The 26,461-nt window shown below is 63.1% G+C and carries 24 protein-coding genes and 2 pseudogenes; 16 read left to right on the top strand and 10 right to left on the bottom strand.

Translation table 11 applies throughout. The features are described 5' to 3' along the window. Positions 1–99 precede the first annotated feature (99 nt). Positions 100–870, top strand: a pseudogene (locus M1B35_RS32405) (MCP four helix bundle domain-containing protein); the annotation flags it as partial. Continuing rightward, positions 862–1,725, top strand: coding sequence for a methyl-accepting chemotaxis protein (locus tag M1B35_RS32400; protein ID WP_425273446.1), 864 nt, complete (start codon positions 862–864; stop codon positions 1,723–1,725). The pseudogene M1B35_RS32405 and the gene M1B35_RS32400, both read left to right, overlap by 9 nt. An 86-nt stretch (positions 1,726–1,811) precedes the next feature. Here M1B35_RS32400 and fabB read toward each other — a convergent pair whose 3' ends face one another. The 5 genes from fabB to M1B35_RS24330 form a co-directional block, all read right to left on the bottom strand. Then, positions 1,812–3,026, bottom strand: coding sequence for a beta-ketoacyl-ACP synthase I (fabB, locus tag M1B35_RS24350; RefSeq protein WP_123330264.1), 1,215 nt, complete (start codon positions 3,024–3,026; stop codon positions 1,812–1,814). An 11-nt stretch (positions 3,027–3,037) separates the two neighbouring features. Beyond that, positions 3,038–3,553 (bottom strand): 3-hydroxyacyl-[acyl-carrier-protein] dehydratase FabA, encoded by a 516-nt coding sequence (fabA, locus tag M1B35_RS24345; protein WP_011060067.1) that lies wholly within the window; start codon positions 3,551–3,553, stop codon positions 3,038–3,040. A gap of 247 nt (positions 3,554–3,800) precedes the next feature. After that, on the bottom strand, positions 3,801–5,702 hold the full coding sequence (locus tag M1B35_RS24340; RefSeq protein ID WP_123330266.1) for an ATP-binding protein: 1,902 nt from the start codon (positions 5,700–5,702) through the stop codon (positions 3,801–3,803). Further along, on the bottom strand, positions 5,699–6,610 hold the full coding sequence (locus M1B35_RS24335) for an ABC transporter substrate-binding protein (protein ID WP_268263340.1): 912 nt from the start codon (positions 6,608–6,610) through the stop codon (positions 5,699–5,701). The genes M1B35_RS24340 and M1B35_RS24335 overlap by 4 nt, the downstream gene beginning before the upstream one ends. 22 nt (positions 6,611–6,632) lie before the next feature. Then, complete coding sequence (locus M1B35_RS24330) at positions 6,633–8,750, bottom strand: TonB-dependent receptor plug domain-containing protein (RefSeq protein WP_268263339.1); 2,118 nt, start codon at positions 8,748–8,750, stop codon at positions 6,633–6,635. Positions 8,751–8,933: 183 nt separating this feature from the next. On the opposite strand from M1B35_RS24330, the gene M1B35_RS24325 reads away from it, so the two are divergent. The 10 genes from M1B35_RS24325 to M1B35_RS24280 all read left to right on the top strand — a co-directional run bounded on the left by M1B35_RS24325 (position 8,934) and on the right by M1B35_RS24280 (position 17,067). Further along, on the top strand, positions 8,934–9,959 hold the full coding sequence (locus M1B35_RS24325; RefSeq protein ID WP_123330270.1) for an NAD(P)H-dependent glycerol-3-phosphate dehydrogenase: 1,026 nt from the start codon (positions 8,934–8,936) through the stop codon (positions 9,957–9,959). Positions 9,960–9,977: 18 nt separating this feature from the next. Next, the gene (locus M1B35_RS24320; protein ID WP_268263338.1) at positions 9,978–10,325 is read left to right on the top strand and encodes a DUF4389 domain-containing protein; all 348 of its coding nucleotides are present in this window, start codon (positions 9,978–9,980) and stop codon (positions 10,323–10,325) included. Next, complete coding sequence (sixA, locus tag M1B35_RS24315; RefSeq protein ID WP_268263337.1) at positions 10,322–10,771, top strand: phosphohistidine phosphatase SixA; 450 nt, start codon at positions 10,322–10,324, stop codon at positions 10,769–10,771. Before M1B35_RS24320 ends, sixA begins: the two co-directional genes overlap by 4 nt. A gap of 131 nt (positions 10,772–10,902) precedes the next feature. Continuing rightward, positions 10,903–12,570 (top strand): AMP-binding protein, encoded by a 1,668-nt coding sequence (locus M1B35_RS24310; protein WP_268263336.1) that lies wholly within the window; start codon positions 10,903–10,905, stop codon positions 12,568–12,570. A gap of 28 nt (positions 12,571–12,598) precedes the next feature. Then, positions 12,599–13,042 (top strand): hotdog fold thioesterase, encoded by a 444-nt coding sequence (locus M1B35_RS24305; protein ID WP_123330277.1) that lies wholly within the window; start codon positions 12,599–12,601, stop codon positions 13,040–13,042. Positions 13,043–13,153: 111 nt separating this feature from the next. Beyond that, positions 13,154–13,960, top strand: a complete 807-nt coding sequence (locus M1B35_RS24300; RefSeq protein ID WP_123330279.1) for an alpha/beta fold hydrolase — start codon at positions 13,154–13,156, stop codon at positions 13,958–13,960. Beyond that, complete coding sequence (locus tag M1B35_RS24295; protein WP_123330281.1) at positions 13,957–14,811, top strand: alpha/beta hydrolase; 855 nt, start codon at positions 13,957–13,959, stop codon at positions 14,809–14,811. Before M1B35_RS24300 ends, M1B35_RS24295 begins: the two co-directional genes overlap by 4 nt. Positions 14,812–14,861: 50 nt before the next feature. Further along, a complete protein-coding gene (locus tag M1B35_RS24290; protein ID WP_123330283.1) occupies positions 14,862–15,104 on the top strand; it encodes a thioredoxin domain-containing protein in 243 nt (80 codons plus the stop codon). Positions 15,105–15,112: 8 nt separating this feature from the next. Further along, complete coding sequence (locus M1B35_RS24285; RefSeq protein WP_268263335.1) at positions 15,113–15,919, top strand: DUF4892 domain-containing protein; 807 nt, start codon at positions 15,113–15,115, stop codon at positions 15,917–15,919. Positions 15,920–15,990: 71 nt separating this feature from the next. Then, the gene (locus tag M1B35_RS24280) at positions 15,991–17,067 is read left to right on the top strand and encodes an AI-2E family transporter (protein ID WP_268263334.1); all 1,077 of its coding nucleotides are present in this window, start codon (positions 15,991–15,993) and stop codon (positions 17,065–17,067) included. Positions 17,068–17,137: 70 nt separating this feature from the next. Here M1B35_RS24280 and xopAW read toward each other — a convergent pair whose 3' ends face one another. From xopAW to M1B35_RS24265, 3 genes are all read right to left on the bottom strand, one after another. Further along, positions 17,138–17,980: an EF-hand domain-containing protein gene (gene xopAW / locus M1B35_RS24275; protein WP_268263333.1), complete on the bottom strand. Its 843-nt coding sequence runs from the start codon at positions 17,978–17,980 to the stop codon at positions 17,138–17,140. Positions 17,981–18,092: 112 nt separating this feature from the next. Beyond that, on the bottom strand, positions 18,093–19,145 hold the full coding sequence (locus M1B35_RS24270) for a sensor histidine kinase (protein WP_123330291.1): 1,053 nt from the start codon (positions 19,143–19,145) through the stop codon (positions 18,093–18,095). Continuing rightward, complete coding sequence (locus tag M1B35_RS24265) at positions 19,145–19,909, bottom strand: response regulator (protein ID WP_123330293.1); 765 nt, start codon at positions 19,907–19,909, stop codon at positions 19,145–19,147. Before M1B35_RS24265 ends, M1B35_RS24270 begins: the two co-directional genes overlap by 1 nt. A gap of 315 nt (positions 19,910–20,224) precedes the next feature. Here M1B35_RS24265 and pyrF point away from each other — a divergent pair, with 315 nt between their 5' ends. After that, a complete protein-coding gene (gene pyrF / locus M1B35_RS24260) occupies positions 20,225–20,926 on the top strand; it encodes an orotidine-5'-phosphate decarboxylase (protein ID WP_268263332.1) in 702 nt (233 codons plus the stop codon). Positions 20,927–21,030: 104 nt separating this feature from the next. Here pyrF and M1B35_RS24255 read toward each other — a convergent pair whose 3' ends face one another. Next, a complete protein-coding gene (locus M1B35_RS24255) occupies positions 21,031–22,035 on the bottom strand; it encodes an NADP-dependent oxidoreductase (protein ID WP_268263331.1) in 1,005 nt (334 codons plus the stop codon). A 235-nt stretch (positions 22,036–22,270) separates the two neighbouring features. On the opposite strand from M1B35_RS24255, the gene M1B35_RS24250 reads away from it, so the two are divergent. From M1B35_RS24250 to M1B35_RS32390, 3 genes and pseudogenes are all read left to right on the top strand, one after another. Further along, a complete protein-coding gene (locus M1B35_RS24250; RefSeq protein WP_268263330.1) occupies positions 22,271–23,032 on the top strand; it encodes an SDR family oxidoreductase in 762 nt (253 codons plus the stop codon). A 163-nt stretch (positions 23,033–23,195) separates the two neighbouring features. Continuing rightward, a pseudogene (locus tag M1B35_RS32395) lies at positions 23,196–24,338 on the top strand (HAMP domain-containing protein); the annotation flags it as partial. After that, positions 24,321–25,202, top strand: coding sequence for a methyl-accepting chemotaxis protein (locus tag M1B35_RS32390; RefSeq protein ID WP_425273445.1), 882 nt, complete (start codon positions 24,321–24,323; stop codon positions 25,200–25,202). The pseudogene M1B35_RS32395 and the gene M1B35_RS32390, both read left to right, overlap by 18 nt. 78 nt (positions 25,203–25,280) lie before the next feature. Here M1B35_RS32390 and M1B35_RS24240 read toward each other — a convergent pair whose 3' ends face one another. Then, positions 25,281–26,051 carry a hypothetical protein gene (locus M1B35_RS24240; protein ID WP_123330301.1) on the bottom strand — a complete coding sequence of 257 codons (771 nt, stop codon included), beginning with the start codon at positions 26,049–26,051 and terminating at the stop codon, positions 25,281–25,283. Positions 26,052–26,461: the final 410 nt, after the last annotated feature.

Genomic DNA, 26,461 nt, shown 5'->3' with positions numbered 1-26,461 from the left:
GATATCACGTTTTCGTCTTACGCAAATTTTCCAAGGGCCGATACCTTCTAAAGCAGCCGACTGCATGGACGATGCAGTGCTCTTGGAAGGAACCAGAGAATGAGCCTAAGAAGTCTTAATATTGCACCCCGTGCCGGCCTGGGTTTTGGGTTGTTGGCGCTGATGGTGTTTGGCCTAGGGGCGTTCGCCCTGATGCAGATGGCCAATATGCGCCAGCAGTCCGAAGCGGTAGAGCGAAACTGGCTACCCAGCGTGATGGCGGTGGGCGAGATGAGTCAGGATCTGCTACGGATTCGTGCCTTGACCCTGCGCCTGCTGATCAATCGCGACCCCCAGTCGGTGTCACAGAACGCCAGCAAGATCGCGGACATCAAGACCGGCTTGAGCGCCGCCCAGGCGCGTTATGAAGCCTTGATTGTCTTGCCCCGTGAGCGTGAGCTGTTCGATCGCTTCAAGGTCATCGAGCAGCAGTACCTGGAGCGCCAGGAGCAGGTGATGGCCCACTCCAGCCAGAACCAGCTGGAAGAGGCGGCCAAGGTGGTCAACGGCGAGATGAACCAGTTGGCCGACCAGATGGCGGCGACCCTGCACGACCTGACCGACCTGAACAAGCAAAGCGCGACTCAGGCTACTGACCTGGCTCGGGCAGTGTTCAGCAGTTCCCGGGTCTGGGTGGTGGTGATGATCGCCGTGGCGGCGCTGATCACCATTGGCCTGGCGCTGGTGTTGACCCGCAGCATTGTGCGGCCTTTGGTGCAGTCACTGGGTGTCGCCGAAGTGGTGGCGAGCGGCGACCTGACCGGTGTGATCCAGGTCGAGGGCAAGGATGAGCCGGCACGCCTGCAGCAAGCCCTCAAGGTCATGCAACAGAGCCTGCGCGATACCATCCGGCGCATCTCCGACTCCTCCAGCCAGTTGGCCTCGGCCTCGGAAGAGCTCAGCAGTGTCACTGAAGATGCCACCCGCGGCCTGCACCAGCAGAGCCTGGAGATCGAGCAGGCGGCCACGGCGGTGAACCAGATGACCGCGGCGGTGGAGGAGGTGGCGAGCAATGCGGTGGCCACCTCCGAAGCGTCCCGGGAGTCCGACCGGATTGCCCAGCACGGTCGCCAACAGGTGCAGCAGACAGTGTCATCGATTCAATCCCTGGCCGAGGACGTGACCGCCAACGCCAGCCAGGTCGAAGACTTGGCGCAGAAGGTCTATGGCATCAGCAAAGTGCTTGAAGTGATTCGCTCCATTGCTGAACAGACCAACTTGCTGGCGTTGAATGCGGCAATCGAGGCAGCGCGGGCCGGTGATGCCGGTCGGGGTTTTGCCGTGGTGGCGGACGAGGTACGGGCCCTGGCTCATCGCACCCAGCAGTCGACCCGGGAAATCGAGCAGATGATCAGTGGCATTCAACAGGGCACGGACCTGGCGGTCAGCTCGATGCAGCAGAGCAACAGTCGCGCCCACTCGACCCTGGAGGTGGCCAGGGCAGCGGGGCAGGCCCTGGAAGACATCGCCTCGGCGTTCACCCTGATCAACGAGCGCAACCTGGTGATTGCCAGCGCCTCGGAACAGCAGGCGGCAGTGGCCAGGGAGGTGGACCGTAATCTGATGAATATTCGTGATTTGGCGTTGCAGACATCGGCGGGTGCCAATCAGACCAGCGCAGCCAGCCACGAGCTGTCGCGGTTGGCGGTGGACCTGAATAGCATGGTGGCGCGGTTTTCGGTGTAGGAGGGGAGCTGTTGCCAGTGACAAGCTTCAAGCCCCAAGCAGGCGAGCTGCTTTAGGCTTGAAGCTTGTGGCTTACCGTTTGTAGCTTATTTCCAGCGTTTCAGGACCAGGGTGGCGTTGGTGCCACCGAAGCCGAAGCTGTTGCTCATTACGGTGTCGATTTTTGCGTTTTCAACGGTCTTGGTCAGGATCGGCATATCGGCGACGACCGGATCGATCTCGTCGATGTTGGCCGAACCGGCCATGAAGTTGCCTTCCATCATCAGCAAGCAGTAGATCGCTTCGTGAACGCCAGCGGCGCCCAGGGAGTGACCCGACAGGCTCTTGGTGGAGCTGATGGCTGGAGCCTTGTCGCCGAATACCGCACGCACGCCTTCCATTTCCTTGGCATCGCCGACCGGAGTCGAGGTGCCGTGGGTGTTCAGGTAGTCGATCGGGGTATCCACGGTGGACATGGCCATCTGCATGCAGCGGATGGCACCTTCGCCGCTTGGCGCGACCATGTCGTAGCCGTCGGAAGTGGCGCCGTAGCCGACGATTTCCGCGTAGATCTTCGCGCCACGGGCCAGAGCGTGTTCCAGCTCCTCGACCACCACCATGCCGCCACCGCCGGCGATGACGAAACCGTCACGCTTGGCGTCGTAGGCGCGGGAGGCCTTTTCCGGGGTTTCGTTGTACTGGGTGGACAGTGCGCCCATGGCGTCGAACAGGAACGACTGGCTCCAATGTTCTTCTTCACCGCCGCCGGCGAATACGATGTCCTGCTTGCCCAACTGGATCTGCTCGACCGCAGTACCAATGCAGTGGGCACTGGTGGCGCAAGCGGAGGAGATCGAGTAGTTCACGCCCTTGATCTGGAACGGCGTGGCCAGGCAGGCGGAAACGGTGCTGCCCATGGTCCGTGTGACGCGGTACGGGCCAACACGCTTGACGCCTTTTTCGCGCAGGATATCCAGCGCTTCCATCTGGTTCAGGGTGGACGCGCCACCCGAACCGGCGATCAGGCCGGTGCGCACGTTCGATACCTGATCTTCGCTCAGGCCGGAGTCGGCGATGGCGTCTTTCATGGCCAGGTAGGCGTAGGCAGCAGCGTGGCCGACGAAGCGGTAGATCTTGCGATCGATCAGTTCTTCGAGGGGCAGGTCAATGGAGCCGGAAACCTGGCTACGCAGACCCATTTCGGCATATTCCGGGTTGAAGCGGATGCCAGGGCGACTTGCACGCAGGTTAGCGGAGACGGTCTCTTTGTCATTGCCCAGGCACGAAACGATGCCCAGACCAGTGATAACGACGCGGCGCATGCGGATAACCCTTAGAAGTTGTCAGTGGAGGTGAAGACGCCGACCCGAAGGCCTTCGGCGGTGTAGATTTCGCGGCCGTCGACGCTGACCGAACCATCGGCGATGGCCATGTTCAGCTTGCCTTTGAGGACGCGCTTGATGTGAATGTTATAGGTGACTTTCTTGGCGGTCGGCAGCACTTGGCCGAAGAATTTCACTTCGCCCGAGCCCAGCGCACGGCCGCGGCCCGGCAGGCCTTGCCAGCCGAGGAAGAAACCGACCAGTTGCCACATGGCATCCAGGCCCAGGCAGCCCGGCATCACCGGATCACCTTCGAAGTGGCAGGCGAAGAACCACAGGTCTGGAGTGATATCCAGCTCGGCGACCAACTCACCTTTGCCGTACTTGCCACCCTCTTCACTGATATGGGTGATGCGATCCACCATCAGCATGTTCGGGGCGGGCAGTTGCGCGTTACCTGGGCCGAACAGCTCACCGCGACTGCAGCGCAGCAGGTCTTCCCGAGTAAAGGCGTTTTGTTTGGTCATGCGAGCTCCTCAATAGTCCCATGCGGCAGGTGGGGCAAATCTTCCCGGCCGATCGAAGCGTTCATGCCTCGAGCCGGCAGCCTACTCATAGACTATTGCGTTGTGGTGAAAGTCACAGCACAAGGAACATGAATGTACACTTGTGCACTGAAATTTTTTGACCGGCCCGTTTCCGGGTCCGTTCGGGTGCCTAAGACTGCCGCACTTTCGCCCATCACGCCAGTCGCAGATGGTCGAAAACTGCCAGCTATTGCACCCAGCGCTGGAGAATTTGCTGCAGGTCCGCGCGTTTGAAAGGCTTGGCCAGGTAATCGCTCATGCCCGCCGAGAGGCAGGCTTCTCGGTCGCCCTGCAAGGCGTTGGCGGTCAGGGCAATGATCGGCAGATCGGCGCAGCCGGGCAGTTGGCGGATTTGCCGGGTGGCTTCGTAGCCATCGATCAGCGGCAAGCGGCAATCCATCAGGATCGCTTCGAAGATCAGGCTCTCTGCGCTGCGAATGGCCTGGGCGCCGTCGCTGGCGATGCTGACATTGAAGCCCAGGCTGCGCAGCATGGCCTGGATCACCGTCTGGTTGACCGGGTTGTCCTCCACCAGCAGCACGTTGCGCCCTTCGCCGTGGGTATCGCTGCTGGGTACGCGGGGTGCCAGTGCCGGCGGGTTGTGCTGGAACAGCGCCAGGGGTATCTCCAGGGTAAACACCGAACCGCGGCCTTCTTCGCTCTGGGCGCGCAGGGTGCCGCCCATGCGCTCGGCCAGGGTGCGGGCGATCGGCAGCCCCAGGCCGGTGCCGCCGTAACGCCGGGAAATCGAGCTGTCGGCCTGCTGGAAGGCATTGAACATCAGCTCCAGGCTGTCCGCGCTGATGCCGATCCCGCTGTCGCGCACGCTGCAGGTGAACCACAGCAACTCATGGTCCAGGGTCTGCCAGTGCGGCTCGACGGTGACGCTGCCGCGTTCGGTGAATTTCAAGGCGTTGCCGATCAGGTTGACCAGGATCTGGCGGATCCGCGTCGGGTCGCCCTTGACCTGCAACGACGCCATCCCTGGGGGCAGGCGCAGTTGCAGGTCGAGGCCACGTTGCGCCGCGCTGTGCTGGAAGGCCTGGGCCGAACTGACGATCAACTCGCCCAGGTTGAACGGGATATGTTCCAGCTCCAGGGCCGAACGCTCGATGCGCGAGAAGTCGAGGATGTCGTTGATGACCTTCAGCAAGTGCTCGGTGGATTCCGAGGCCAGGGCCGCGTATTCGCTCTGCTCCTGGGTCATCTCGGTGGTTTCCAGCAATTGCAGCATGCCCAGCACGCCGTTCATCGGTGTGCGCAGTTCGTGGCTCATCATGGCCAGGAAGTCCGACTTGGCCTTGTTCGCTCGCTCCGCTTCTTCGCGGGTCTGGATCAACTGGGCCATGGCTTGTTGCTGTTCCTGGCTGGCCTGTTCGAGGCCAGCGGCGAGGTTGTTGATGTGCCGCGCCAAGTCCCCCAGCTCGGCGTCATCGACGATCGGCAAGGGCGTCTTGAAGTCGCCTTCCTGGATCGCCTTGACCGCCTGGCCCATGGCGCTGATGGGCTGCGACAGGCTGGACGCCAGGCGGCGTGCCAGGAGAAAGGTGAACAGCAGGGCGCAGAGCGCCAGCACCGCGGCCTTGAGGACGATCTCCTGCTGGCGTTCGCTGAAGGCGTCATTCGACATGCCGACGATCACTCGGCCCAGGTAACCGTCGCCCGAGGTGGGGACGTTGACGTCGTCGTTCTGGAAAAAGTCGTTGTGCAGTTGAATCCGCTGCAGCCGCACCGGGGCCTGGAAGACTTTGACCTGCTGCGCACGGCGGTGGTTGGCCGAGGGTTGCTCGACGTACACCAGAATATTGTTGGCACTGTCCTGGACTTCGAGAAAGTGCACGTGGGGCGTGGCCAGGGTGGCTTTGAGCAGGCTTTCCAGGCCTTCGCTGTTGCCGGAAATCACCCCGTACTCGGTGGCCGGTGCCAGTTGGTTGGCGATCAGTTGGCCCGTGTGGTTGAGCTCCTGGCGCAAGTCCTGGATCCGCACGAAGGTGAAGAAGCTGATCAACAGCAAGGTCAGCAGCAGGGCCGGGCCAAGGCTGATGATCTGGGTACGGGTGTGGATATCCCAATGGCGTCGGAAGGTCATGGGCGGGTTTCTCCTTCTGCCAGCCGGGTCGCGACCTGGCCTGGGTCAATCTCTTCGATACCCAGCGAGCGGGCCACTTGGGGGTTGCTCAACACCTTGAAGTGTCGTGGGTACAGCGAGCGTGGCCAGTGCGTGGGCGGCTGGTCAAGCAGGTCGTGGAGGGTCAGCAGCCAATCCTGTTGGTCGCTGTAGGTGCTGGCCAGGCTGCCCGCCTTGACGAATGCGGCATCAGGGCCGACCAGCGCCAACTGTCGGGCGTAGCTGCTGAGCAGCAGGTTCTTGGCGGTCTTGGGGTTGAACAGGTTCGGGTCGTCCAGCCCCAGCAGTACGTCGCTGCTTTTCAGCAAGTCTTGCAGCGGGCGGCTGTCGTAAGGGTTGTCCCAGCGTTTGCCGACGATCTCCAGGCCCAGGCGCTTGGCCTCGGGTTGCAGCTCCTTGAGCAGGAACTGGCTGTCGGCGCCGTACAACACGCCGACGCGCCGGGCCTGGGGCAGGATGGCGCGGATCAGGCGCAGTTGGCGTCCCAGGGGCGGGTCGCTCCACAGCAGGCTCAAGCGTTGCCAGGCCGGGCCCTGAGGGCGGGCCTGGGCCTGCAAGCGGCTGATACGCAACACCAGCGTCATCGGGCCATGGGCATCCTGCAGGCGCCAGTCGAGGCTGTCGCTGTCCAGCAGAATCAGGCGTGTTGCCGGCGGCAGCTTGCTGGCGGCGGGCAGGTCGTGCAGCGGTACAAAGCGCACGGTGTCGGCCGGGCGCTGTGCGGCCAGGGCCTGGGTGAATGCCTGGACGCCGGCATTGTCTTCGCCACCGGTCAACAGCACCTCGGCGGCCCGGCTCGGCAGCACCAGCAGCAGGCTGGCCAGCAACAGCAGGCCGGCCACGAGCGTGCGGCCCGGGGCAGGCGTCATCCTTGGCTGGCCTGGGCGCATGCTAGAGCTCCAGCTCCGCACTGAAATAGACCACGTGACGCTGTTCGTAGTGGTTGTCGATAAAGGTGGTGGGCTGGTGGTCCAGGCGTTGCTGCAGCATGCCGGCCAGTTCCAGGTTGCCTCGGCCCAGCCTGAAACGCTTGGCGATACGGCTGTCGACGCGTTCGAAACGGTAGCCGTTGAGGGCGTTGTCGCCGTAGTAAAAGAGGGCGCTGGACCAGCCACGGCCCCAGTTGCGCATCCAGCCTGCCGAGCCGCTGTGGCTGGCGGTCAGGCGCTGGTCCAGGGGGTTGCTGGCGTCGGCGTGGACATAGGCGTAGGTCAGGCGCAGCCGGTCGGCCCTGCTCAGGCGCCAGTCCAGTTGGGTTTCGGCGCCGGAGAAGCGTGCCGAGTTGCCGTTGCTGGCGATGTACTGGTTGTTGCGCAAGGGTTCGCTGACCATGCCGCTGATTTCGTCATGGAACAGCTTCACGTCGAGGTTGAGCCCCAGGTCGACGAAGAAACCGTTGTAGCCCAGCTCGCGGGAGCGCATGTGCTCCTGGTCGAGGTTGCCCGGGCCCCGGGTCTTGACGAAGTATTCGGCGCTGGATTGGCCGGCGACCCTGGGTGTCAGCTCGGTGACCCGGTAGCTCCAGTTGACGTTGTTCTCGAACATGTCTGGCGAGCGGATGGCCTCGGAGTACACCGCCCGCAGGCCATGGCGCGGGTTGATCAGGTAATTGATCGCCACCCTCGGGGTCAGGGAGTCGCCGGTCAATCGGGTGTCTTCGTACATTGCCCCGCCCTGGAGCAGCCAGTGCTCGCTGGCCCGCCATTCCAGATGGCCGAACGCGCGCCACGTGGTGTCATCGAGAGTGCCATTGAAGTAGGTCTCGGAATCGGCCCGGTCGTAACGATAGTTCATGCCGCTGACCAGCCGCAGGCTGTCGGACAGGCTCAGGGTGTCTTGCAGCTCCAGGTCATAGCGCGACTCTCGGGCGCTCTGGTCGATGACGCCGCACACCGTGTCTTTGCCACCCGCCTGCCACTGGGCGATGACCTGATTGCCCAGGTCGCGCTCTGCGGTGCTGCCGGCGGGGGCTCCGGGGCCGATAAAACTGCCGATGTTGCGCACCAGGCGCTCGGCGTAGTTCGGGTTGAGTTGCCACAGGCGTGTCAGCTCGGGGCTGAAGGACAGGGCGGCGTCACAGGCCCGCCAGGTCTGCTGTCGATCCCAGTGTTGGGCCGAGCCCTGTATATAAAGGCTGTGCTCCGGGTTCAGCTCCAGGTTCCAGCGCACTGAACCGGCGTAGTCCTTGGCTATCACATCGGAGTTGTTGCCGGCGTCGGTGATGCCGGCAAACACCGGGCGATAGGTATAGGGTCGTTGGTTGGTGCCGTCTTTGGCGTTCAGTTGCCAGTCCAGGCTCTGCTGCTCATCGAGGGTCTGGCTGACAGCCAGGTTGAAGCGGTTCAGGCGCCTGCTGTCGCGATAATCGGCGCCGTTGCGGTCGGTGTCGAAGCCGTCGTCTTCCTGGCCGGACAACGACAGGCGCAGGGCGCCGCCGTCCCAGGCGCTGCCCTGGCTGGCGTACCAGTCGCTGATGCCGCGCTGGCCACGGGTGACCTTGAACCTTGTGCCGTGGCTGTCGGCCGGTGCGCGGGTGATGATATTGACCACCGCCATCAGCGCATTGGCCCCGTAGCTGACGGTGTTGGGGCCGCGAAACACCTCGATACGCTCGACGTCCTCCAGGGCCACCGGGATGTCACTCCAGTCCACGGTGGCCAGGCCCGCGCGATACACCGAGCGACCGTCGATCAGCACCTGCATGCGTCGCGCTTCGCTGGCATTGCTGCCGTGGTAGTTCACCGCTGCCTGGTTACCATTGATGGCGCCGACCATCATCCCCGGCACCAGCCGCAGCAACTCGCTGATGTCCCGGGCGCCACTGGCCTCGATCAGTTCGCTGTCGATCAGGGTCATGCTGCCGGGTACGGCCGCCGGCGACTGTTTCAGGCGGGTAGCCGTGAGTACCTGCGGCAAAGGCAGGTGCCGGAGAAACAGATCGTCGGCCAGCACCAAGGGGCTGAACATCAGCGCCAGCAGCAACGAAGGGCGGGAAGGTCCTGAGTACAAGGTGCAGCCTAGAATCCAGGGAATGGGCGCGCATGTTAACCGAGATGGTCGAGTTTTCCAGTCGAGAAGCCCGACATTCCCCGGCTGTTCTCGACAAGTGCGCGAATCGTCGTGGGGGCTGGTGGTCGCAGGGCTGCCCCGTATAATGCGCCATCGCCACTGGTATGGATTGACGGATTGCATATGACTGAACAGCACCCTATCGCGGTCCTGGGAGGCGGAAGTTTTGGTACCGCCGTGGCCAATCTGCTGGCCGAGAACGGTCATCAGGTGCGGCAATGGATGCGTGATCCCGAGCAGGCCGAGGCCATTCGGGTCAATCGCGAAAATCCGCGCTACCTCAAAGGCATCAAGATCCACCCGGCGGTGGAGCCGGTCACGGATCTGCTGGCCACCCTCAATCAGTGCGACTTGTGCTTTGTCGCCTTGCCCTCCAGCGCCCTGCGCACGGTGCTGGCGCCCCACGCCGAGTTGCTCGGCGGCAAGCTGCTGGTCAGCCTGACCAAAGGCATCGAGGCCCAGAGCTTCAAATTGATGAGCGAGATCCTCCAGGACATCGCCCCGCAAGCGCGGATCGGTGTGCTGTCGGGGCCGAACCTGGCGCGGGAAGTGGCCGAGCACGCCCTGACCGCCACCGTGGTCGCCAGTGAAGACGAAGAACTCTGCCAACGCGTCCAGGCGGCGTTGCATGGCCGGACCTTCCGCGTCTATGCCAGTGCCGACCGTTTTGGTGTCGAACTGGGCGGTGCGCTGAAGAACGTCTACGCGATCATCGCCGGCATGGCGGTGGCCCTGGGCATGGGCGAGAACACCAAGAGCATGTTGATTACCCGGGCCCTGGCCGAGATGACTCGCTTTGCCGTGAGCCAGGGTGCCAACCCCATGACTTTCCTCGGCCTGGCCGGCGTGGGCGATTTGATCGTCACCTGTTCTTCGCCCAAAAGCCGTAACTACCAGGTCGGTTTCGCCCTGGGCCAGGGTTTGAGCCTGGACGAGGCGGTGACCCGTCTCGGCGAAGTGGCCGAGGGCGTCAATACCCTCAAGGTACTCAAGGTCAAGGCGCAGGAACTGGGGGTGTACATGCCGCTGGTGGCCGGGCTGCATGCGATTTTGTTTGAAGGGCGTACCCTGAACCAGGTGATCGAGTTGCTGATGCGTGGCGAGCCGAAAACCGACGTCGACTTTATTTCCACCAGTGGCTTCAACTGAGTGGCACAGGAGCGAGACATGAACGATACGAATCCCGAAGGCAAATACGAGTCCATCCTCCTGCGTGTGTTGTGGATGCTGGTGTACCTGCTGGTCTGGCAAGTGGCGCAGTTCATCCTCGGTGCCCTGGTGCTGGTGCAACTGATTTATCGCCTGATCTACAGCGCGCCCAGCGCCAGCATGATGAATTTCGGCGACAGTCTGAGCCAGTTCCTGGCGCAGATCGGCCGTTTCGGCAGCTTCCACAGTGACCAGAAACCGTGGCCATTCGCCGATTGGCCGACGCCCCGTGCACCTGAAGGCGAAGCTCCCCATAGCGTGCCGCCCGCGCCTCACCCGGCCCGTGACGAGGAGCCCAAGCTATGAAGCTCTGGGTACTGCGTCACGGTGAAGCCGAGTCCCAGGCCCGCAGCGATGCCGAGCGCAACCTGACCGAGCATGGCCGCAAGGAAGTGCTCGAGAGTGCTGCGCAGCTGATTGGCCAGCCCATCGGCGCGATCCTCGCCAGCCCCTATGTGCGGGCCCAGCAGACGGCGCAATTGGTGCGCGAAGCCCTGGGGTTTGCCGGCGAGATCCGCACCGTGTCCTGGCTGACCCCCGAGAGCAATCCCCTGGCCACCCTGGAACAGCTCAACAGCGCCGACAACCTGCTGCTGGTCAGCCACCAACCGTTGGTGGGCAGCCTGATCAGCCTGCTGCAGTACGGCCATCTGCGCAGCCCGCAGCCGATGGGCACCGCCAGCCTCGCCGAGCTGGAAGGTGACTGGCCATTGGCCGGGCTGATGAGCCTCAACCAGATTCACCACGTTTGAAACCGGCGCCGCAGCATGGCGGCCGGCTACATTTCTTCACTTGCAGCGCCCCTTTGTGCGTGAAATAGTCAGCCAAGCAAGTGCTTGGTTGGTCATTTCACGGTCAGAATAAAAACAAAGGAGCGAGTCGCATGTCTGCCGCTTTTCGTTTGCCGCTGGAAGTGTTCTACGAGCGTGAAGCTCGCCATCCCCGCCAACGTTTCCTGGTCCAACCTTCAAGCGGAGGGCAGGTCGAGGAACTGAGCTGGGCGGATGTCGGCCACCAGGCGCGTTGCGCCGCTCACTGGCTACGGGCGCAGGAACTGCCCCAGGGCAGTCACGTCGCGATTATTTCCAAGAACTGTGCCCACTGGATCATTGCCGACCTGGCGATTTGGATGGCCGGCCATGTGTCGGTGCCCTTGTACCCCAACCTCACCGCTGAATCGGTGGCGCAGGTGCTTGAGCATTCCGAGTCGGCCCTGGTGTTTATCGGCAAGCTGGACGACTGGCCGGGCATGGCGGCCGGGGTCCGGCCCGGGCTGCCGACCATCAGCCTGCCGCTGCATCCTCCAGGTGATTTCGACTTCAGTTGGGACGACTTGCAGCGCAGCTCGCCGATCCAGGACAACCCCAGCCCCGCCGCTGAACAGTTGGCAACCATTATCTACACCTCCGGCACCACCGGGCTGCCCAAGGGGGTGATGCACAGCTTTGGCAACCTCGGTTTTGCTGCCACCCACGGGGCCCAGTTGTTCCAGTTGGGCCCCTCTGATCGCCTGTTGTCGTATTTGCCGCTGTGCCATGTGGCCGAACGCATGTTTGTCGAGATGGCGGCGATCTACACCGGGCAAACGGTGTTCTTCGCCGAGAGCCTGGAGACCTTCCTCACCGATCTGAAACGCGCCCGGCCCACCGCGTTGTTCGGCGTGCCGCGGATCTGGAGCAAGTTCCAGATGGGGGTCTACGCCAAGGTCCCGGCCAAGCGTTTGGACTGGCTCCTGGGGCTGCCGCTGATCGGCAAGCGGGTTGGCCAGCGGGTGCTCGCCGGGCTCGGCCTGGACGCCTTGCGCGTGGCCCTTTCCGGGGCGGCACCGGTGCCCCAGAGCCTGCTTCACTGGTACCAGCGCCTGGGCCTGGATGTGCTGGAGGTGTATGGCATGACCGAAAGCTGCGGGTACTCCCACATCGGTCGCAGTGGCGAGTACGTGCCCGGCTGGATCGGCCGGCCGTGCCCGCAGGTGGACGTGCGCATCGATGCTTCGGGCGAAGTGCTGGTGCGCAGCGGGGCCACCATGCTCGGTTACTACAAGGACCCGCAGAAGACCGCCGAGACCCTCACCGAGGATGGCTTCCTGCGTACCGGGGACAAGGGCGAGCAGGATGCCCAGGGGCGCTTGCGCCTGACCGGTCGGATCAAGGAAATCTTCAAGACCAGCAAAGGCAAATACGTGGCCCCGGCGCCGATCGAGAACCGCCTGGCGGTGCATTCACGGATCGAGCAGGTGTGTGTGGTCGGCGACGGCCTGAGTGCGCCCCTGGGGCTTTGCGTGCTCTCGGCCGTGGGATGGCAGGAGGCCTCCAGCGCTGCCCGCAACGGCCTGCAGCGCAGCCTGGAAACCTTGCTGGCCGAGGTCAATGGTGCCTTGGACAAACATGAGCGCTTGCACCGCCTGGTGGTGGTGAAGGACAGTTGGGCGGTGGAAAACGGCTTTCTCACACCCACGCTGAAGATCAAGCGCAATGTGATCGAGGCCCGCTATGGCGAGCGCTTCCAGGCGTGGAGCGAGCACAGCGAGGCCGTGCTGTGGCAGGATTGAACCCGATAAAAAACCAAAGGATGCAGCGATGAGCTTGTGGCGTACCACCCCGAATATCGAGCAACTGAATGCGGCGCAGAAGAACACCATCGGTGAAGTGCTGGATATCCGTTTTGAGTCCTTCGACGAAGAGTCCCTGACCGCCAGCATGGTCATCGACCATCGCACCCACCAGCCCTATGGCCTGTTGCATGGTGGGGCGTCGGTGGTGCTGGCGGAAACCGTGGGCTCCATGGCCAGCTACCTGTGCATCGACGCCAGCCAGTTCTACTGCGTGGGGCTGGAGATCAATGCCAACCATTTGCGTGGCTTGCGCAGTGGCCGGGTGACCGCCGTGGCCAAGGCCATTCATATCGGTCGCACCACCCATGTCTGGGACATCCGCCTGACCAGCGATGAAGGCAAGTCCAGCTGCATCTCGCGCCTGACCATGGCCGTGGTGCCCCTGGGACAAACGCCGCCCCCGCGTTGAGGGGCGTTATGGGCTGAGCCGGAGTGTCATCATTCCTGTCCGTTACTGTCATTGCTGCGTTGCGCTGGCGTACGGACAATCAGCCGAGTTTTTGTGAATGGGACGTTCGGTATGTCGCAACAGGTGTTTTTCGCTCACGCCAATGGTTTTCCCTCGGGCACCTACGGCAAGTTGTTCGCCGCCCTGGCGCCCGAGTACGACGTGGCCCATTTGCAGCAGCATGCCCACGATCCGCGTTTCCCGGTGGATGACAACTGGCACAACCTGGTGGACGAGCTGATCCATCACTTGCAACAGCAGGCGCAGCCGGTGTGGGGCGTGGGCCACTCCTTGGGTGGGGTGTTGCATTTGCATGCGGCCCTGCGCTGTCCCGAGTTGTACCGCGGGGTGGTGATGCTCGATTCGCCGGTGCTGACCCTGGCCGACCAATGGGTGATTCGCGCGGCCAAGCGCTTTGGCTTCATCGATCGCCTGACCCCGGCAGGGCGCACCTTGGGGCGTCGTGAGGAGTTCGCCGACCTGGATGCCGCCCGACGCTATTTCTCCACCAAGACCCTGTTCCGCGGTTTCGACCCCGATTGTTTCGACGCCTACCTGCAGCATGGTCTGCATCAGGTGGGCGACCGCTGGCGCCTGCGTTTCGACCCGGCCACGGAAATCAGCATTTACCGCGGCGTGCCCCATACCAGCCCGGGTCGAGCCCGGCAGTTGCAAGTGCCCCTGGCGGTGGTGCGCGGGCGCCAGAGCCGGGTGGTGATGCGCCATCACGCCAGCGCCGTTGGCCGCATGCCGTTGGGCGAGTCCCTGAGCATGCCTGGCGGGCATATGTTTCCCCTGGAGCGACCGCAGGACACCGCGACCTTGCTTAAAGACCTGTTCAGCCGCTGGGCCGGTCGCAGCACACGGAGTTGCGCATGAGCCCGGTGGTGGAAGAAGTGCGCCTGAGCCTGCCCCATATCGAGTTGGCCGCTCACCTGTTCGGCCCGGAAGACGGGTTGCCGGTGATTGCCTTGCACGGTTGGCTGGACAACGCCAACAGCTTCGCGCGGTTGGCGCCGAAACTCGATGGCTTGCGCATCGTCGCCCTCGACCTGGCCGGCCATGGGCATTCCGGGCACCGGCCGGTGGGGGCGAGCTATGCGCTGTGGGATTACGTCTACGATGTGCTGCAAGTGGCCGAGCAATTGGGCTGGCAGCGTTTTGCCCTGATGGGGCATTCCCTGGGGGCCATCGTGTCGTTGGTGCTGGCGGGCGCGTTGCCGCAGCGCGTGAGCCACCTGGCGCTGATCGACGGGGTAATCCCGCCCACCGCCAGCGGCGACACGGCTGCCGAGCGCCTGGGCATGGCCCTGCAAGCGCAACTGGCCCTGCAGGATAAGCGCAAGCCGGTCTACACCAGCCTGGAGCGTGCCATCGAAGCGCGCATGAAGGGCCTGGTGGCGGTGAGCCGCGAGGCCGCGGAACTGCTCGCCCAGCGCGGGCTGATGCCGGTTCCCGGCGGTTATACCTGGCGCAGTGACAGCCGCCTGACCCTGGCCTCGCCCCTGCGTTTGACCGAAGAACAGGCCATGGCCTTCGTCCAGCACGTAGCCTGCCCGACCCAACTGGTGGTCGCGGCTGACGGCATGCTGGCCAAGCACCCGGCGTTGCTGGAGCGTCTACCCTTCAGCCACGAACAGCTGCCGGGCGGTCATCACCTGCACCTCAATGACGAGGCGGGCGCCACCTTTGTCGCAGACTGTTTCAATAGGTTTTTCGCCGTTCCTTGACTTGCCGCGGTCAACTGTCGAGGCTGGGCGGGTTGAAATGGGAGACAACCATGATAGATCTGTACACCGCTGCGACCCCCAATGGCCACAAGGTCTCTATCGTGCTCAAGGAGTTCGCCATGCCCTGCAACGTGCGTGGTCTGAGCTTCGACAAAAAGGAAAAAACCGCACCAACCCTTCTGAAGAACACGGCCCGCGGGCGGATGGCAGCGATTGCTGAGCGTGCCTCTGGCGATTTTCGAGTGTCCGATTCCCTCACCCTCCAGGGTGCCCAGGCGATGCTGATCCGATGAGCCTGGCCATGCGATCGGCCAGTGTTTTTCTATTGTCCTGCTTCAGCCCCCTGCTGTTTGCCGCCGACATTCCCGGCAGTCAAGACCTGCCCCAGGTGCCGCGCCTGGCCGATGCGCAGATCGTCGATTACCGGCCGGCGATGGAGCTGGAGCGTATCTACCCCATGGGCTCCATTCGCAAGATCAGCGGGCAATTGCGTTTTGACGGCCAGGTCAGTGCCCGGGGCAAGGTCACGTCGGTGACGTACCAGTTGCCTCCCGAGCGGGCCTCCAACGAAGCCTTCACTCTGGCCCGAGAGGCCTTGCAGAAGCAGGGGGCTGAACTGTTGTTCTGGTGCCAGGCCCGTGATTGCGGTGAAAGCAGCCTGTGGGCCAATGAAGTCTTCGGCAACGCCAAGCTGTATGGCGCCGACGAGCAGCAGTCTTACCTGCTGTTGCGTCTGGCCGAGCCCCAGGACAATTCGCTGGTGGCCTTGTACAGCATCACCCGTGGCAACCGCCGGGCGTACCTGCATGTCGAGCAATTCGACAGCAGCGCGCCGTTGGGCGAATTGTTGCCGACCTCCGCGACCTTGCTCCGGCAGTTGAAAGACACCGGCCGCCTGGACTTTCCCAAATTGGCTGCCGAGCCAACACCGGTTTGGCTGAGTTTGCTGTCCCGAGGGTTGAACCTGGACGCAACGATGCGGGTCAGTGTCTCCGGGAGCAATGCCGAAGCCTGGCGCCAGGCACTGATCGGGCAGGGCGTACGCGCTGCTCGGATGGAAACCGGCAGCAGCGAGACGACCGGCCTGCACATCGAATTGTTGCGCTAGGCTCCCTCAAGGCGAACCCGTGAAGCGCGGTTCGCCTATTCTCCCTCCGTCGACCTTGCACGAGACCTTTCATGCTTAATAACGATCGCCTGTTGGTGCAGATCCTGCTCCTGGTGCTTTTCGGTGCCAGTTTCTGGGTGATGGCGCCATTCTGGTCCGCGCTGTTCTGGGGGGCGGTGCTGGCGTTTGCCAGTTGGCCGCTGATGCGTCTGCTGACCCGTTGGCTCAATGGCCGCGAGTCCCTGGCCGCGGCCGTGCTGACCTTGGGCTGGATGGTGCTGGTGGCGGCGCCCCTGGTCTGGCTGGGCTTCAACCTGGCGGACCATGTGCGCGATGCCACGGGCTTCATCAAGGATGTCCAGGTCGACGGCCTGCCGGCGGCGCCCGAGTGGCTGGGCGGGATTCCGTTGGTGGGTGAGCGTCTTGTGGCGTTGTGGGACAGCATCGATCAGCAGGGCGCGGCGATGATGCTGGCGGTCAAGCCTTACCTGGGGCAAGTCGGCAACTGGTTGCTGGCCCGCAGCGCACAGATCGGCGGCGGCATTCTCGAGCTGACCCTGAGTATCGTCTTTGTGTTTTTCTTCTACCGCGATGGCCCGCGTCTGGCGCTGTTCGTGCACAAGTTGCTGGAGCGCCTGATTGGTGATCGTGCCGGTTACTACATCGAATTGGTGGCGGGCACCGTGCAACGGGTGGTCAATGGCGTGATCGGTACCGCAGCGGCCCAGGCCGTGCTGGCGCTGATCGGCTTCCTGATTGCCGGGGTGCCGGGTGCGCTGGTGCTGGGTATTGTCACCTTCCTCCTCAGCCTGATCCCCATGGGGCCGCCTCTGGTGTGGATTCCGGCCACGGCCTGGCTGGCCTGGAAGGGTGAATACGGAATGGCGGTGTTTCTCGGGATCTGGGGCACTTTCATCATCAGTGGCGTCGACAACGTGCTGAAGCCGTACCTGATCAGCCGTGGCGGCAACCTGCCGTTGGTGATTGTGCTGCTGGGGGTGTTTGGTGGCCTGATCGCCTTCGGCTTTATTGGGCTGTTTATCGGCCCGACCTTGTTGGCCGTAGCCTACAGCCTGCTGACCGACTGGACCGCGAGCCAGGCCCACCCCCAGAGCCCGACCAAGAACCCGGCAGAGGACAAGCGCTGATCGCCGGCAAACCTCAGGCGTTGCCCCGACTCCTGCATCCCTGTAGAAGCCGGCTTGCCGGCGATGCCGATCAGGCGGCGACGTTCACGCTGCTGCCCAGGGTCGCGACGTTATCCAACTGATATTGCTTGCTCAGGTTGGCGATCATTTTGCTCAGGGCCTCGGCGACGCCGGCCTGATCGGTCTGCGCCGTGCTGTCCTGGCTGCGACCGGCGTCCAGTGCCGCTTTCAACTCATCGCTGCTGACGCCGCCGCTGCTGTCACTGTCGAGAACCTTGAGCAGGGCCGCGCTGGTGTCGGTGCTCGAAGTGCTATCGCTGGCCTGCAGGGCGCTGGTCAATTCGCTTTCAGTGATGCTGCCGTCACCGTCGGTGTCCAGTTGGCTGAACAGCTCTTCGCTCGACGCCTGCTGGGGCGGTGGTGGTGGCGGTGCCAGGCTGGCGGCCAGTTCATCGGCGCTGACGTTACCGTCCTGGTTCTTGTCCAGGGCGGAGAAGATTTCCGTGCTGTCGGCGCTGCTGCCGGCACTGCTCAGGCCCGCGCTCAACTCGTCGCTGCTGACCACGCCGTCGCCGTCGGTGTCGAGGGCACTGATCAGTGCGTCCGCCAGTTCGGTGTTGGGTGCCTGGTCCTGGGCGGGCGGCGGTGGCGCCATGGCGGCCATCTCCTCGCTGCTCAGGCTGCCGCTTTCGTCACTGTCCAGGTCGCTGAAGTTCTTGCTCAGGCTGACCAGGATGCCGTTGTCGCTTTTTTGCGACAGGGCACTGCTGAGCTCGTCCTGATCGACCGAGCCGTCGCTGTTGCTGTCGAGCTTGGCGAACAGTTCCTTCTGCAGTTCCTGGGCGCGGTTGTTGTTGCTGGTGCTGCTGGTGGAGCTGAAATAACTCGAATAGTTACTGACGCTACCGATCATGGGGCTCACTCCCTGCGGATGGATAAGGCCGGTTGGTGTACCGGCTTATGCAGCCTCAGGGGCCGATTTGTCCTGGGTATGTGGGCTTTGTAGCCGGCTGCACACATCGGCCTCAGGCCCGGGGCAGAAACACCACGGCCGTCAGGCCGCCGCCCGGGGTTTCTTCCAGGCTGAGCTCGCCCCCCAGGCGCCCCGCGGCTTCGCGAGCAATGGTCATGCCCAGGCCGACGCCGCCGGAATTGCGGTTGCGCGAACCTTCCAGGCGATAGAAGGGTTCGAACACCGCTTCACGCTTGTCGGCGGCGATCCCCGGCCCGCGGTCGATGACCCGGATCACCAGGTGATCGCGGCTGTCTTCAAGGGTGATCAGGGCGTGGCCGGCATAACGCAGGGCGTTGTCCAGCAGGTTGTTGACGCAGGAGCGCAGGGCCATGGGCTGCACGTGCAGGGGCGCGCAGTGGCCGCTGACTTGGACATCGGCCCCCTGGTCCTGGGCGTTTTCGCTCAGCGACTCCACCAGCGCCTGCACGTCCATCCATTGCTGGGCTTCGCTGGTGCGCTGTTCGTGCAGGTAGCTCAGAGTGGCGTCGAGCATGCTGATCATGTCGTCGAGGTCCTGGCGCATCTGGCCCTGCAGTTTGCTGTCTTCGATCTGTTCCAGGCGCAGCTTGAGGCGCGACAGGGGCGTGCGCAGGTCATGGGATACGGCACCGAGCATACGCCCGCGTTGCTGCACCTGTTCGCGTATCCGTCGTTGCATCAGGTTGAAGGTATGGGCCGCCTGCCGTGCTTCCCGCGGGCCGGATTCGTCGAGGGGCTCGCTGTTGAGGTTTTCGCTGAGGCGCTCGGCGGCGTCGCTGAGGCGCTGGATTGGCCGGGTCAGCAACTTGGCGCCGTACCAGGCGGCAATCACCAGGGAAATGATCTGAATCGTCAGCGGCACCACCGGCCCACCGAACCAGGGTCTCGGCGGGCGGGTTCCGGGCTGTGGCCCAGGCGCCGCACGTTGCCCTTCGGCTTGTCCGGCGGTGTGTGGGTAGGGCGGTGGGGGAGGCGGTGGTCCGTAATGCTGGAACCACAGGTAGCCGAGCAAATGGGCGAGTACGATCGCGATCAGCAGCACCCCGTACAGGCGGCCGAACAGCGTATCGAAACGCCCGCGCATCAGCCGATGTCTCGGGCGTCGAACAGGTAACCCTCACCGCGCACGGTCTTGATCAACTGTGGGGATTTGGGGTCGTCACCGAGCTTTTGCCGCAGGCGCGACACCAGCAGGTCGATGCTGCGATCGAAGGCTTCGATGGAGCGACCGCGGGCGGCGTCCAGCAGTTGTTCGCGGCTCAGCACCCGGCGGGGCCGTTCGATAAACACCCAGAGCAGGCGGAATTCGGCGTTGGACAGCGGCACCACCAGGCCATCGGCGGAGATCAGCTGGCGCAGAACGCTGTTCAGGCGCCAGTTGTCGAAGCGGATATTGGCCCGCTGTTCGCTACGGTCATCACGGACCCGGCGCAGGATGGTCTGGATACGGGCCACCAATTCCCGGGGCTCGAAGGGCTTGGCCATGTAGTCGTCGGCACCCAGTTCCAGGCCGATGATGCGGTCGGTGGGTTCGCAACGGGCGGTGAGCATGAGGATCGGAATGTCCGATTCGGTGCGCAGCCAGCGGCACAGGGACAGGCCGTCTTCACCCGGCAGCATCAGGTCGAGCACCACCACGTCGAAGTGTTCGGCCTGCAGGGCCAGGCGCATGGCCGCGCCATCGGTGACGCCGCTGGCGTGGATATTGAAACGGGCCAGGTAGTCGATCAGCAATTCTCGGATCGGAACATCATCGTCGACGATCAGCGCGCGGGTGTTCCAGCGTTTGTCATCACCGCTGACGGGGGCTTTTTGATCGTCGTTGAGAGGAGCTGGAGTGTTGTGCATGGGTGCGATGATCTGCCAGGTTGGCTGCCAACCACAAAGATGGGCTGCGGGGTTGTGGCTTCAGCATAGGCGTCCGGCCGGGGGGCTGGAAGTGCTGTTCGGGGGTGTTGCGGCTGGCGAGGGTAGCTGGCGCGATTGTTGTGGGCGTGTCGGAAGTGTATCTGAACTGACACAAAGGCCCTGAGGCCGTGGCTTTTTTTCGAACCGCCACTCTCCACAGTTGCCGCTGAGCATGATTTACCGATCATCGGGTCCCGGAGCGCCGTCGCTTGCGCTACAATCCGCGCCGATTTCGACTTGCCTGAGAGCCCCTTCATGTCCGCCTGCCAGACTCCTATCATCGTCGCCCTGGATTTCCCTACCCGTGACGCCGCACTGAAACTGGCTGATCAGCTGGACCCGAAACTGTGCCGGGTCAAAGTCGGCAAGGAACTGTTCACCAGCTGTGCCGCCGAGATTGTCGGCACCCTGCGGGACAAGGGTTTCGAAGTGTTCCTCGACCTGAAATTCCACGACATTCCCAACACCACGGCCATGGCGGTCAAGGCGGCGGCGGAGATGGGCGTGTGGATGGTCAATGTGCATTGCTCCGGTGGCCTGCGCATGATGGCCGCTTGCCGCGAGGTGTTGGACCAGCGCAGCGGGCCCAAGCCGTTGCTGATTGGCGTCACTGTGCTGACCAGCATGGAGCGTGAAGACCTGGCCGGTATCGGCCTGGACATCGAGCCTCAGGAGCAAGTGTTGCGTCTGGCGGCTTTGGCGCAAAAAGCCGGCATGGACGGCTTGGTGTGCTCGGCCCTGGAAGCCCAGGCGCTGAAAGCCGCTCATCCGTCCCTGCAACTGGTGACCCCGGGGATTCGTCCGGCGGGCAGCGCCCAGGACGACCAGCGGCGCATTCTGACCCCGCGTCAGGCGCTGGATGCCGGTTCCGACTACCTGGTGATCGGCCGTCCGATCAGCCAGGCAGCCGACCCGGCCAAGGCCCTGGCTGACGTCGTCGCCGAACTGGCCCTGTAACACGCCTCCCTTGTAGGAGCCAGCTTGCCGGCGATAGCGGTTTAGCGGTTGGCGGCCCTTTCCGGCCGCCGTTGCGGATCACCGGCAAGCCGGCTCCTACAGGTTCAGACTTTCAGCACCAGCTTGCCGAAGTTCTCTCCGCTGAACAGTTTCATCAGGGTCTCGGGGAATGTTTCCAGGCCTTCGACGATGTCTTCCTTGCTCTTGAGCTGCCCCTTGGCCATCCAGCCGGCCATCTCTTGCCCGGCCGCGGCAAACTGGCTGGCGTAGTCCATCACCACAAAACCTTCCATGCGCGCGCGGTTGACCAGCAGTGACAGGTAGTTGGCCGGGCCCTTGATCGCTTCCTTGTTGTTGTACTGGCTGATAGCGCCGCAGATCACCACCCGGGCCTTGAGGGCCAGGCGGCTGAGCACGGCGTCGAGAATGTCGCCGCCGACGTTATCGAAATACACATCGACGCCTTTCGGGCATTCACGCTTGAGCCCGGCATGCACGTCTTCGCTCTTGTAGTCGATGGCGCCGTCGAAACCCAGTTCATCGATGAGGAACTTGCATTTGTCCTGGCCGCCGGCGATGCCGATCACCCGGCAGCCTTTGATCTTGGCAATCTGCCCGGCAATGCTGCCCACGGCCCCGGCGGCGCCGGAGAGCACCACGGTGTCGCCGGCCTTGGGCGCGCCGACATCCAGCAGGGCGAAGTAGGCGGTCATGCCGGTCATGCCCAGCGCCGAGAGGTAGCGGGGCAGGGGCGCCAGCTTGGGATCGACCTTGTAGAAGCCCCGGGGCTCACCGAGGAAATAATCCTGCACCCCCAAGGCGCCGTTGACGTAATCGCCCACGGCAAAGCCCGGGTGGTTCGACGCAATGACCTGGCCCACGCCCAGGGCGCGCATCACTTCGCCAATGCCCACCGGCGGGATGTAGGACTTGCCTTCATTCATCCAGCCGCGCATGGCCGGGTCCAGGGACAGGTACTGGTTGTGCACCAGAATCTGCCCGGCCGCCGGTTCGCCGACCGCCACTTCCTGGTAGTTGAAGGTCTCGCGGGTGGCCGCGCCGACAGGGCGTTTGGCGAGCAGGAACTGGCGATTGATCTGGGTCGTCATGGCAGGCACTCAAGGGGGAAAAGAAGCCTTAGTTGATAGACCCTCGCGCCGTCCGCCGCAAGGTTTGCTGATGCAGCGAATAAGGGCCAATCCAGTGGCGTGATGGTGAGGCCGGTGCTTTTATCACTCAGACCCATAAGCACTCAAACGGCCGTTTGATAGTGCTGCCGCCGCGTCCGCGCCTGTGGCTAGATGGCCCGGCGTGATTTGAAGCATCCCATCGAGGAGTTGAGCAATGAGCATGACGTTTTCTGGCGAGGTTGCCCTGGTGACCGGGGCTGCCAACGGCATCGGCCGGGCCACGGCCCTGGCGTTTGCCGCCGAAGGCTTGAAAGTGGTGGTGGCGGACCTGGATGTCACCGGCGGCGAGGGCACGGTGGAGTTGATTCGTGGCGCCGGGGGCGACGCCGTGTTCGTGAGCTGCAACGTGACCCTAGAGAGCGAGGTGCAGAACCTGATGGCGCAGACCCTCAGCGCCTACGGTCGGCTCGACTATGCCTTCAACAACGCCGGCATCGAGATCGAAAAGGGCAAGTTGGCCGACGGCACGCTGGATGAGTTCGACGCAATCATGGCGGTCAACGTCAAGGGCGTCTGGCTGTGCATGAAGCACCAGTTGCCGCTGTTGCTGGCCCAGGGCGCGGGCGCCATCGTCAACACCGCCTCGGTGGCGGGTTTGGGGGCGGCGCCGAAGATGAGCATTTATGCGGCCTCCAAGCATGCGGTGATTGGCCTGACCAAGTCGGCGGCCATCGAATATGCGAAGAAGAACATCCGCGTGAATGCGGTGTGCCCGGCGGTGATCGATACCGATATGTTCCGCCGTGCCCATGAGGCTGATCCGCGCAAAGCGGACTTTGCGGCCGCCATGCACCCGGTGGGGCGCATCGGTCGCGTCGAGGAAATCGCAGCGGCGGTGCTCTACCTGTGCAGTGACGGTGCGGCCTTTACCACCGGGCATGCGCTGGCGGTGGACGGCGGCGCCACGGCGATCTGAAGACGGCCTAACCTCTTGAGTGCCCGGTGCCAGCCGGGCACCGAATTTTATCGAATCGACCTCGACCGTCCTGAAAGCGACCAGGGCGTAGCTTTTTGCCATTATTCCGACGCCAGAGACTTGTGCTCTGGCACACGGCGTTGCGACTCTTCAGGACTAGAAAATGGCTGGGTTGCCATTGGAGACTGGAAGGGGACTGCGCGCCATGAATTCGCCCACGAACGGACGTTTTGCCAACCTCGGCATGGCCAAGAAGCTGGCCATCGGTTTTGCCCTGGTCCTGCTGCTGACGGCGCTGGTGGCGGCCATTGGTGTCTGGTCGTTGCAAACCATCAGTCAGCGTTTCGATGGCCTCAAGCAGATGTCAGCACTGAACAGCGGCGTGCTCAAACTGCGCTTGCTGGAGCAGGATTACGCCCTGCACAGCGATGCCAAGACCGTGGATGCCTTGCATGCAAGTGTGGATGGGTTGTTGGCCCAGGCGCTGGAGCTCAAGCAGCAGTCAGCGGCGAACGAGCCGGCCATGGTGGATGTGGAGCAGGCCTTGGCGGCGTATCGCAAGGCGTTCGATGAGTTCGTCGACCTGACCCAGGCCAAGGACCTGGCGCTGGAGATGGCCAGTTGGTCGGTGTCCAGCGTGGCCAATAACCTGGATGTGCTGCAGGCGGGGTTGGCTGACGACGGCACTTACACCCTCAAGGAGTCCCAGGGTAAAGAGGGGGCGGAGTTTATCGAGCAGGCCAACCAGGTCAGCCAGGTGTCGCGCTTGATGCTCCAGGCCATGAACGAAGCGCGGGTGCGCCTCGACCAAAGCCGCAAGGGCGATGAAGAGGCCGAGCAAGGCAAGATCGAACAGGCCGATCAGGCCCTGGCCCAGGTCGAGCAATTGAAAACAGCGGTCAAGGACGCCGGCTATCAGACGGTGCTCAATGAGGTGTCTGGCCACATCGCCGGGTTTGGCGAGAAGCTGGGTGAATACACCGGCCTGTTGGCTCAGGAAAAGCAGGTTTATCAACAACTGCGCGAGCGTGCCGCCCAGGTGATGGACCGTGTGGACCAGGCCTATGGTGCGCAAGATCAGTCGATGCAAGCCGAGCTGAAAAAGAACGCCTTGTTGATCATCGGTTCATCGGCACTGGCCTTGTTGGTGGGGGTGTTGGCGGCCTGGTTGATCACGCGCCTGATTGTCGGGCCGCTGCGCAGTGTGATGCGGGTCGCCCAGCAGATCGCTGCCGGTGACCTGAGCGCCACCATCGAGGTCACCCGTCGCGATGAAATCGGCCAATTGATGTTGGCAATGCAGCAAATGGGCAGTGGCTTGAGCGGTATTGTCAGCGGCTTGCAGGCCGGCATTGAACAGTTGGCCAGCTCGGCCCAGTCGCTGTCGGCGGTGACCGAGCAGACCAACCTGGAGGTCAGCAGCCAGAAGGAAGAAACCGAGCAAGTGGCCACGGCGATGAATCAGATGACCGCCACGGTGCACGATGTGGCGCGCAACGCTGAACAAGCCGCGTCGGCGGCGCAAACCGCCGATGGCAAGGTCGAAAGCGGCCAGCAGGTGGTGCGTCAGAGTATGCAACGCATCGAGCAGTTGGCCGATTCGGCGGGACAGGCCAGCCACAGCATCGAAAGCCTGAGCGCGGAAATCCAGAACATCGGCACGGTGTTGAGCGTGATCAAGAGCGTCGCCGAGCAAACCAACCTGCTGGCGCTCAACGCGGCAATCGAGGCGGCTCGGGCCGGGGAGCAGGGGCGAGGGTTCGCGGTGGTGGCCGATGAGGTCCGGGCCCTGGCCAAGCGGACCCAGCAATCCACCGAAGAAATCGAGCGGCTGGTCCAGGCCCTGCATACGGCGGCGGACGTCTCGGTGCGACAGATCCGCAGCAGTGGCGATCTGGTCAAACTGGCCGTCAGCGATGCCCTGCAGACCGAAAGCGCCTTGGGCAGCATTGCTGCGGCAGTGTCATTGATTCAGCAGATGAACCAGCAGATTGCTGCCGCTGCCGAGCAGCAGAGTTCGGTGGCCGAGGAGATCAACCGCAGCGTCACCAGCATTCGCGCCAGCGCCGATCAGTCCTCGTTGGCCATGCAGGGCAATGCGGCGTCGAGCATCGAACTGGCGCAGTTGGGCGTGGAGTTGAAGGGGATGGTCGGGCATTTCCGCCTGTAGCGGCGGTGGGGGCAGGGCGGTGAGTCGTGTCGTGCAGGGTGTGCTGCATCCGTGCTGGATGCAGCCCCTTGTGTTCGATCAGTCGTAAATGACTTTCTTTTTCCAGTCGGCGTCGGCGTCGGCGACTTTCAGGCCTTCGGTCAATTGGTTGACCTCGCCTTCCACAGGCTTGGTGCTGTTGAGCACCATCTCGTTGGAGCGCACCAGGAGTTTCTCCAGGTATTCCAGCTGCTCTTTATAGACGGCCGGCTCCGGCTGCTTGCGCAGGTATTGAACCGCCCGCTCGAACGCCAGGCGCGCCTGGCCGGGTTGATTCTGCTGCAGGGAATGCTGGCCCAGGTTGTTGAAGAATTCGATGTGCAGCAGCACCAGGATGTGGCGAATTTCCTTGATCCAGTACTTGGCTTCGTTGGTCGGCAGGAAACCGTCGTGGGCCGCCCGCGTCACTTGGCCGTGCAGGGCTTCCAGCAGGAAACGCACGTCCTTGGCCTTGGCTTCGGTCTGGATGGGGTTGGGCGGGTTGTTCACCGGAATGGATTCGCCTTGGGCGACCAGAGCGTTGAGCTCGGTGATCCGCGCCTTGAGACCGGCGTTGGTCTTTTCCAGGTTCAGCAGGCGTTGATTGACGTTGAGTTCCAGACGGGTCAACAGCAGCTTGAGTTTCGGCGACATCAACTGGCCGGGGAAGGTCTCGGTGATCTCACCACAACGGCGCAGGCGATCCTGGAGTTCGACCTTGGTGCGGGCTTTTTCCAGTTTGTTGTTTTCCACCACATGGTTCATGTAGCCAATGGCGATCAGTATTGCGATCCCGGCTATTACCAGCAGGGTGATCATGAGTGGTGTCACCGTTAAAACCTCGATATGGGATTCGCGTGCGAGTGTAGTGGCTTAGCGTATAGGCGCATAGGGCCGTTCGATGAGCCGGCCGGAGCGGCGGTGCTTCTATCTATGGCGATGTCGGTGCTTCTCTCTATATAGCTCTATAGCAGCGCTGTGGATGGATGCACATTGCCACTATCTGCGGCTGCGGACTATAGCGTCTTGTCGGTGGTCAGAATACAGGCGTCAAAGCCCAGGCTCCATAAATCTCGGAACCGGGTGCAAAGCACGGCGAAGTCATTGATTTAAATAAATTTATATCAGGGGGTTGACGACCCCTCAAACCATCCATAGAATGCGCGCCACTTACAGCGTAAAGCACACAGCGAAACGCGGTAGGGAGTGAATGTTGTACGTGTGTCCCCTTCGTCTAGTGG

The organism is Pseudomonas morbosilactucae, from assembly GCF_023241665.1.
Lineage (GTDB): Bacteria > Pseudomonadota > Gammaproteobacteria > Pseudomonadales > Pseudomonadaceae > Aquipseudomonas > Aquipseudomonas morbosilactucae.
The sequence above is the reverse complement of the archived record's forward strand: the minus strand, read 5'-3'. Positions and strand labels throughout refer to the sequence as shown.

Excerpts from the sequence above, each read along its gene's own strand:
- xopAW (WP_268263333.1), bottom strand. The coding sequence starts at position 17,980 with ATGATCGGTAGCGTCAGTAACTATTCGAGTTATTTCAGCTCCACCAGC.
- M1B35_RS24255 (WP_268263331.1), bottom strand. The coding sequence starts at position 22,035 with ATGACGACCCAGATCAATCGCCAGTTCCTGCTCGCCAAACGCCCTGTC.
- M1B35_RS24305 (WP_123330277.1), top strand. The coding sequence starts at position 12,599 with ATGAGCTTGTGGCGTACCACCCCGAATATCGAGCAACTGAATGCGGCG.
- M1B35_RS24280 (WP_268263334.1), top strand. The coding sequence starts at position 15,991 with ATGCTTAATAACGATCGCCTGTTGGTGCAGATCCTGCTCCTGGTGCTT.
- M1B35_RS24285 (WP_268263335.1), top strand. The coding sequence starts at position 15,113 with ATGCGATCGGCCAGTGTTTTTCTATTGTCCTGCTTCAGCCCCCTGCTG.
- M1B35_RS24250 (WP_268263330.1), top strand. The coding sequence starts at position 22,271 with ATGAGCATGACGTTTTCTGGCGAGGTTGCCCTGGTGACCGGGGCTGCC.
- fabB (WP_123330264.1), bottom strand. The coding sequence starts at position 3,026 with ATGCGCCGCGTCGTTATCACTGGTCTGGGCATCGTTTCGTGCCTGGGC.
- M1B35_RS24265 (WP_123330293.1), bottom strand. The coding sequence starts at position 19,909 with ATGCACAACACTCCAGCTCCTCTCAACGACGATCAAAAAGCCCCCGTC.
- M1B35_RS24325 (WP_123330270.1), top strand. The coding sequence starts at position 8,934 with ATGACTGAACAGCACCCTATCGCGGTCCTGGGAGGCGGAAGTTTTGGT.
- fabA (WP_011060067.1), bottom strand. The coding sequence starts at position 3,553 with ATGACCAAACAAAACGCCTTTACTCGGGAAGACCTGCTGCGCTGCAGT.
- M1B35_RS24310 (WP_268263336.1), top strand. The coding sequence starts at position 10,903 with ATGTCTGCCGCTTTTCGTTTGCCGCTGGAAGTGTTCTACGAGCGTGAA.
- M1B35_RS32400 (WP_425273446.1), top strand. The coding sequence starts at position 862 with ATGCAACAGAGCCTGCGCGATACCATCCGGCGCATCTCCGACTCCTCC.
- M1B35_RS24300 (WP_123330279.1), top strand. The coding sequence starts at position 13,154 with ATGTCGCAACAGGTGTTTTTCGCTCACGCCAATGGTTTTCCCTCGGGC.
- sixA (WP_268263337.1), top strand. The coding sequence starts at position 10,322 with ATGAAGCTCTGGGTACTGCGTCACGGTGAAGCCGAGTCCCAGGCCCGC.
- M1B35_RS24270 (WP_123330291.1), bottom strand. The coding sequence starts at position 19,145 with ATGCGCGGGCGTTTCGATACGCTGTTCGGCCGCCTGTACGGGGTGCTG.
- M1B35_RS24335 (WP_268263340.1), bottom strand. The coding sequence starts at position 6,610 with ATGACGCCTGCCCCGGGCCGCACGCTCGTGGCCGGCCTGCTGTTGCTG.
- M1B35_RS32390 (WP_425273445.1), top strand. The coding sequence starts at position 24,321 with ATGTTGGCAATGCAGCAAATGGGCAGTGGCTTGAGCGGTATTGTCAGC.
- M1B35_RS24320 (WP_268263338.1), top strand. The coding sequence starts at position 9,978 with ATGAACGATACGAATCCCGAAGGCAAATACGAGTCCATCCTCCTGCGT.
- M1B35_RS24295 (WP_123330281.1), top strand. The coding sequence starts at position 13,957 with ATGAGCCCGGTGGTGGAAGAAGTGCGCCTGAGCCTGCCCCATATCGAG.
- pyrF (WP_268263332.1), top strand. The coding sequence starts at position 20,225 with ATGTCCGCCTGCCAGACTCCTATCATCGTCGCCCTGGATTTCCCTACC.
- M1B35_RS24340 (WP_123330266.1), bottom strand. The coding sequence starts at position 5,702 with ATGACCTTCCGACGCCATTGGGATATCCACACCCGTACCCAGATCATC.
- M1B35_RS24290 (WP_123330283.1), top strand. The coding sequence starts at position 14,862 with ATGATAGATCTGTACACCGCTGCGACCCCCAATGGCCACAAGGTCTCT.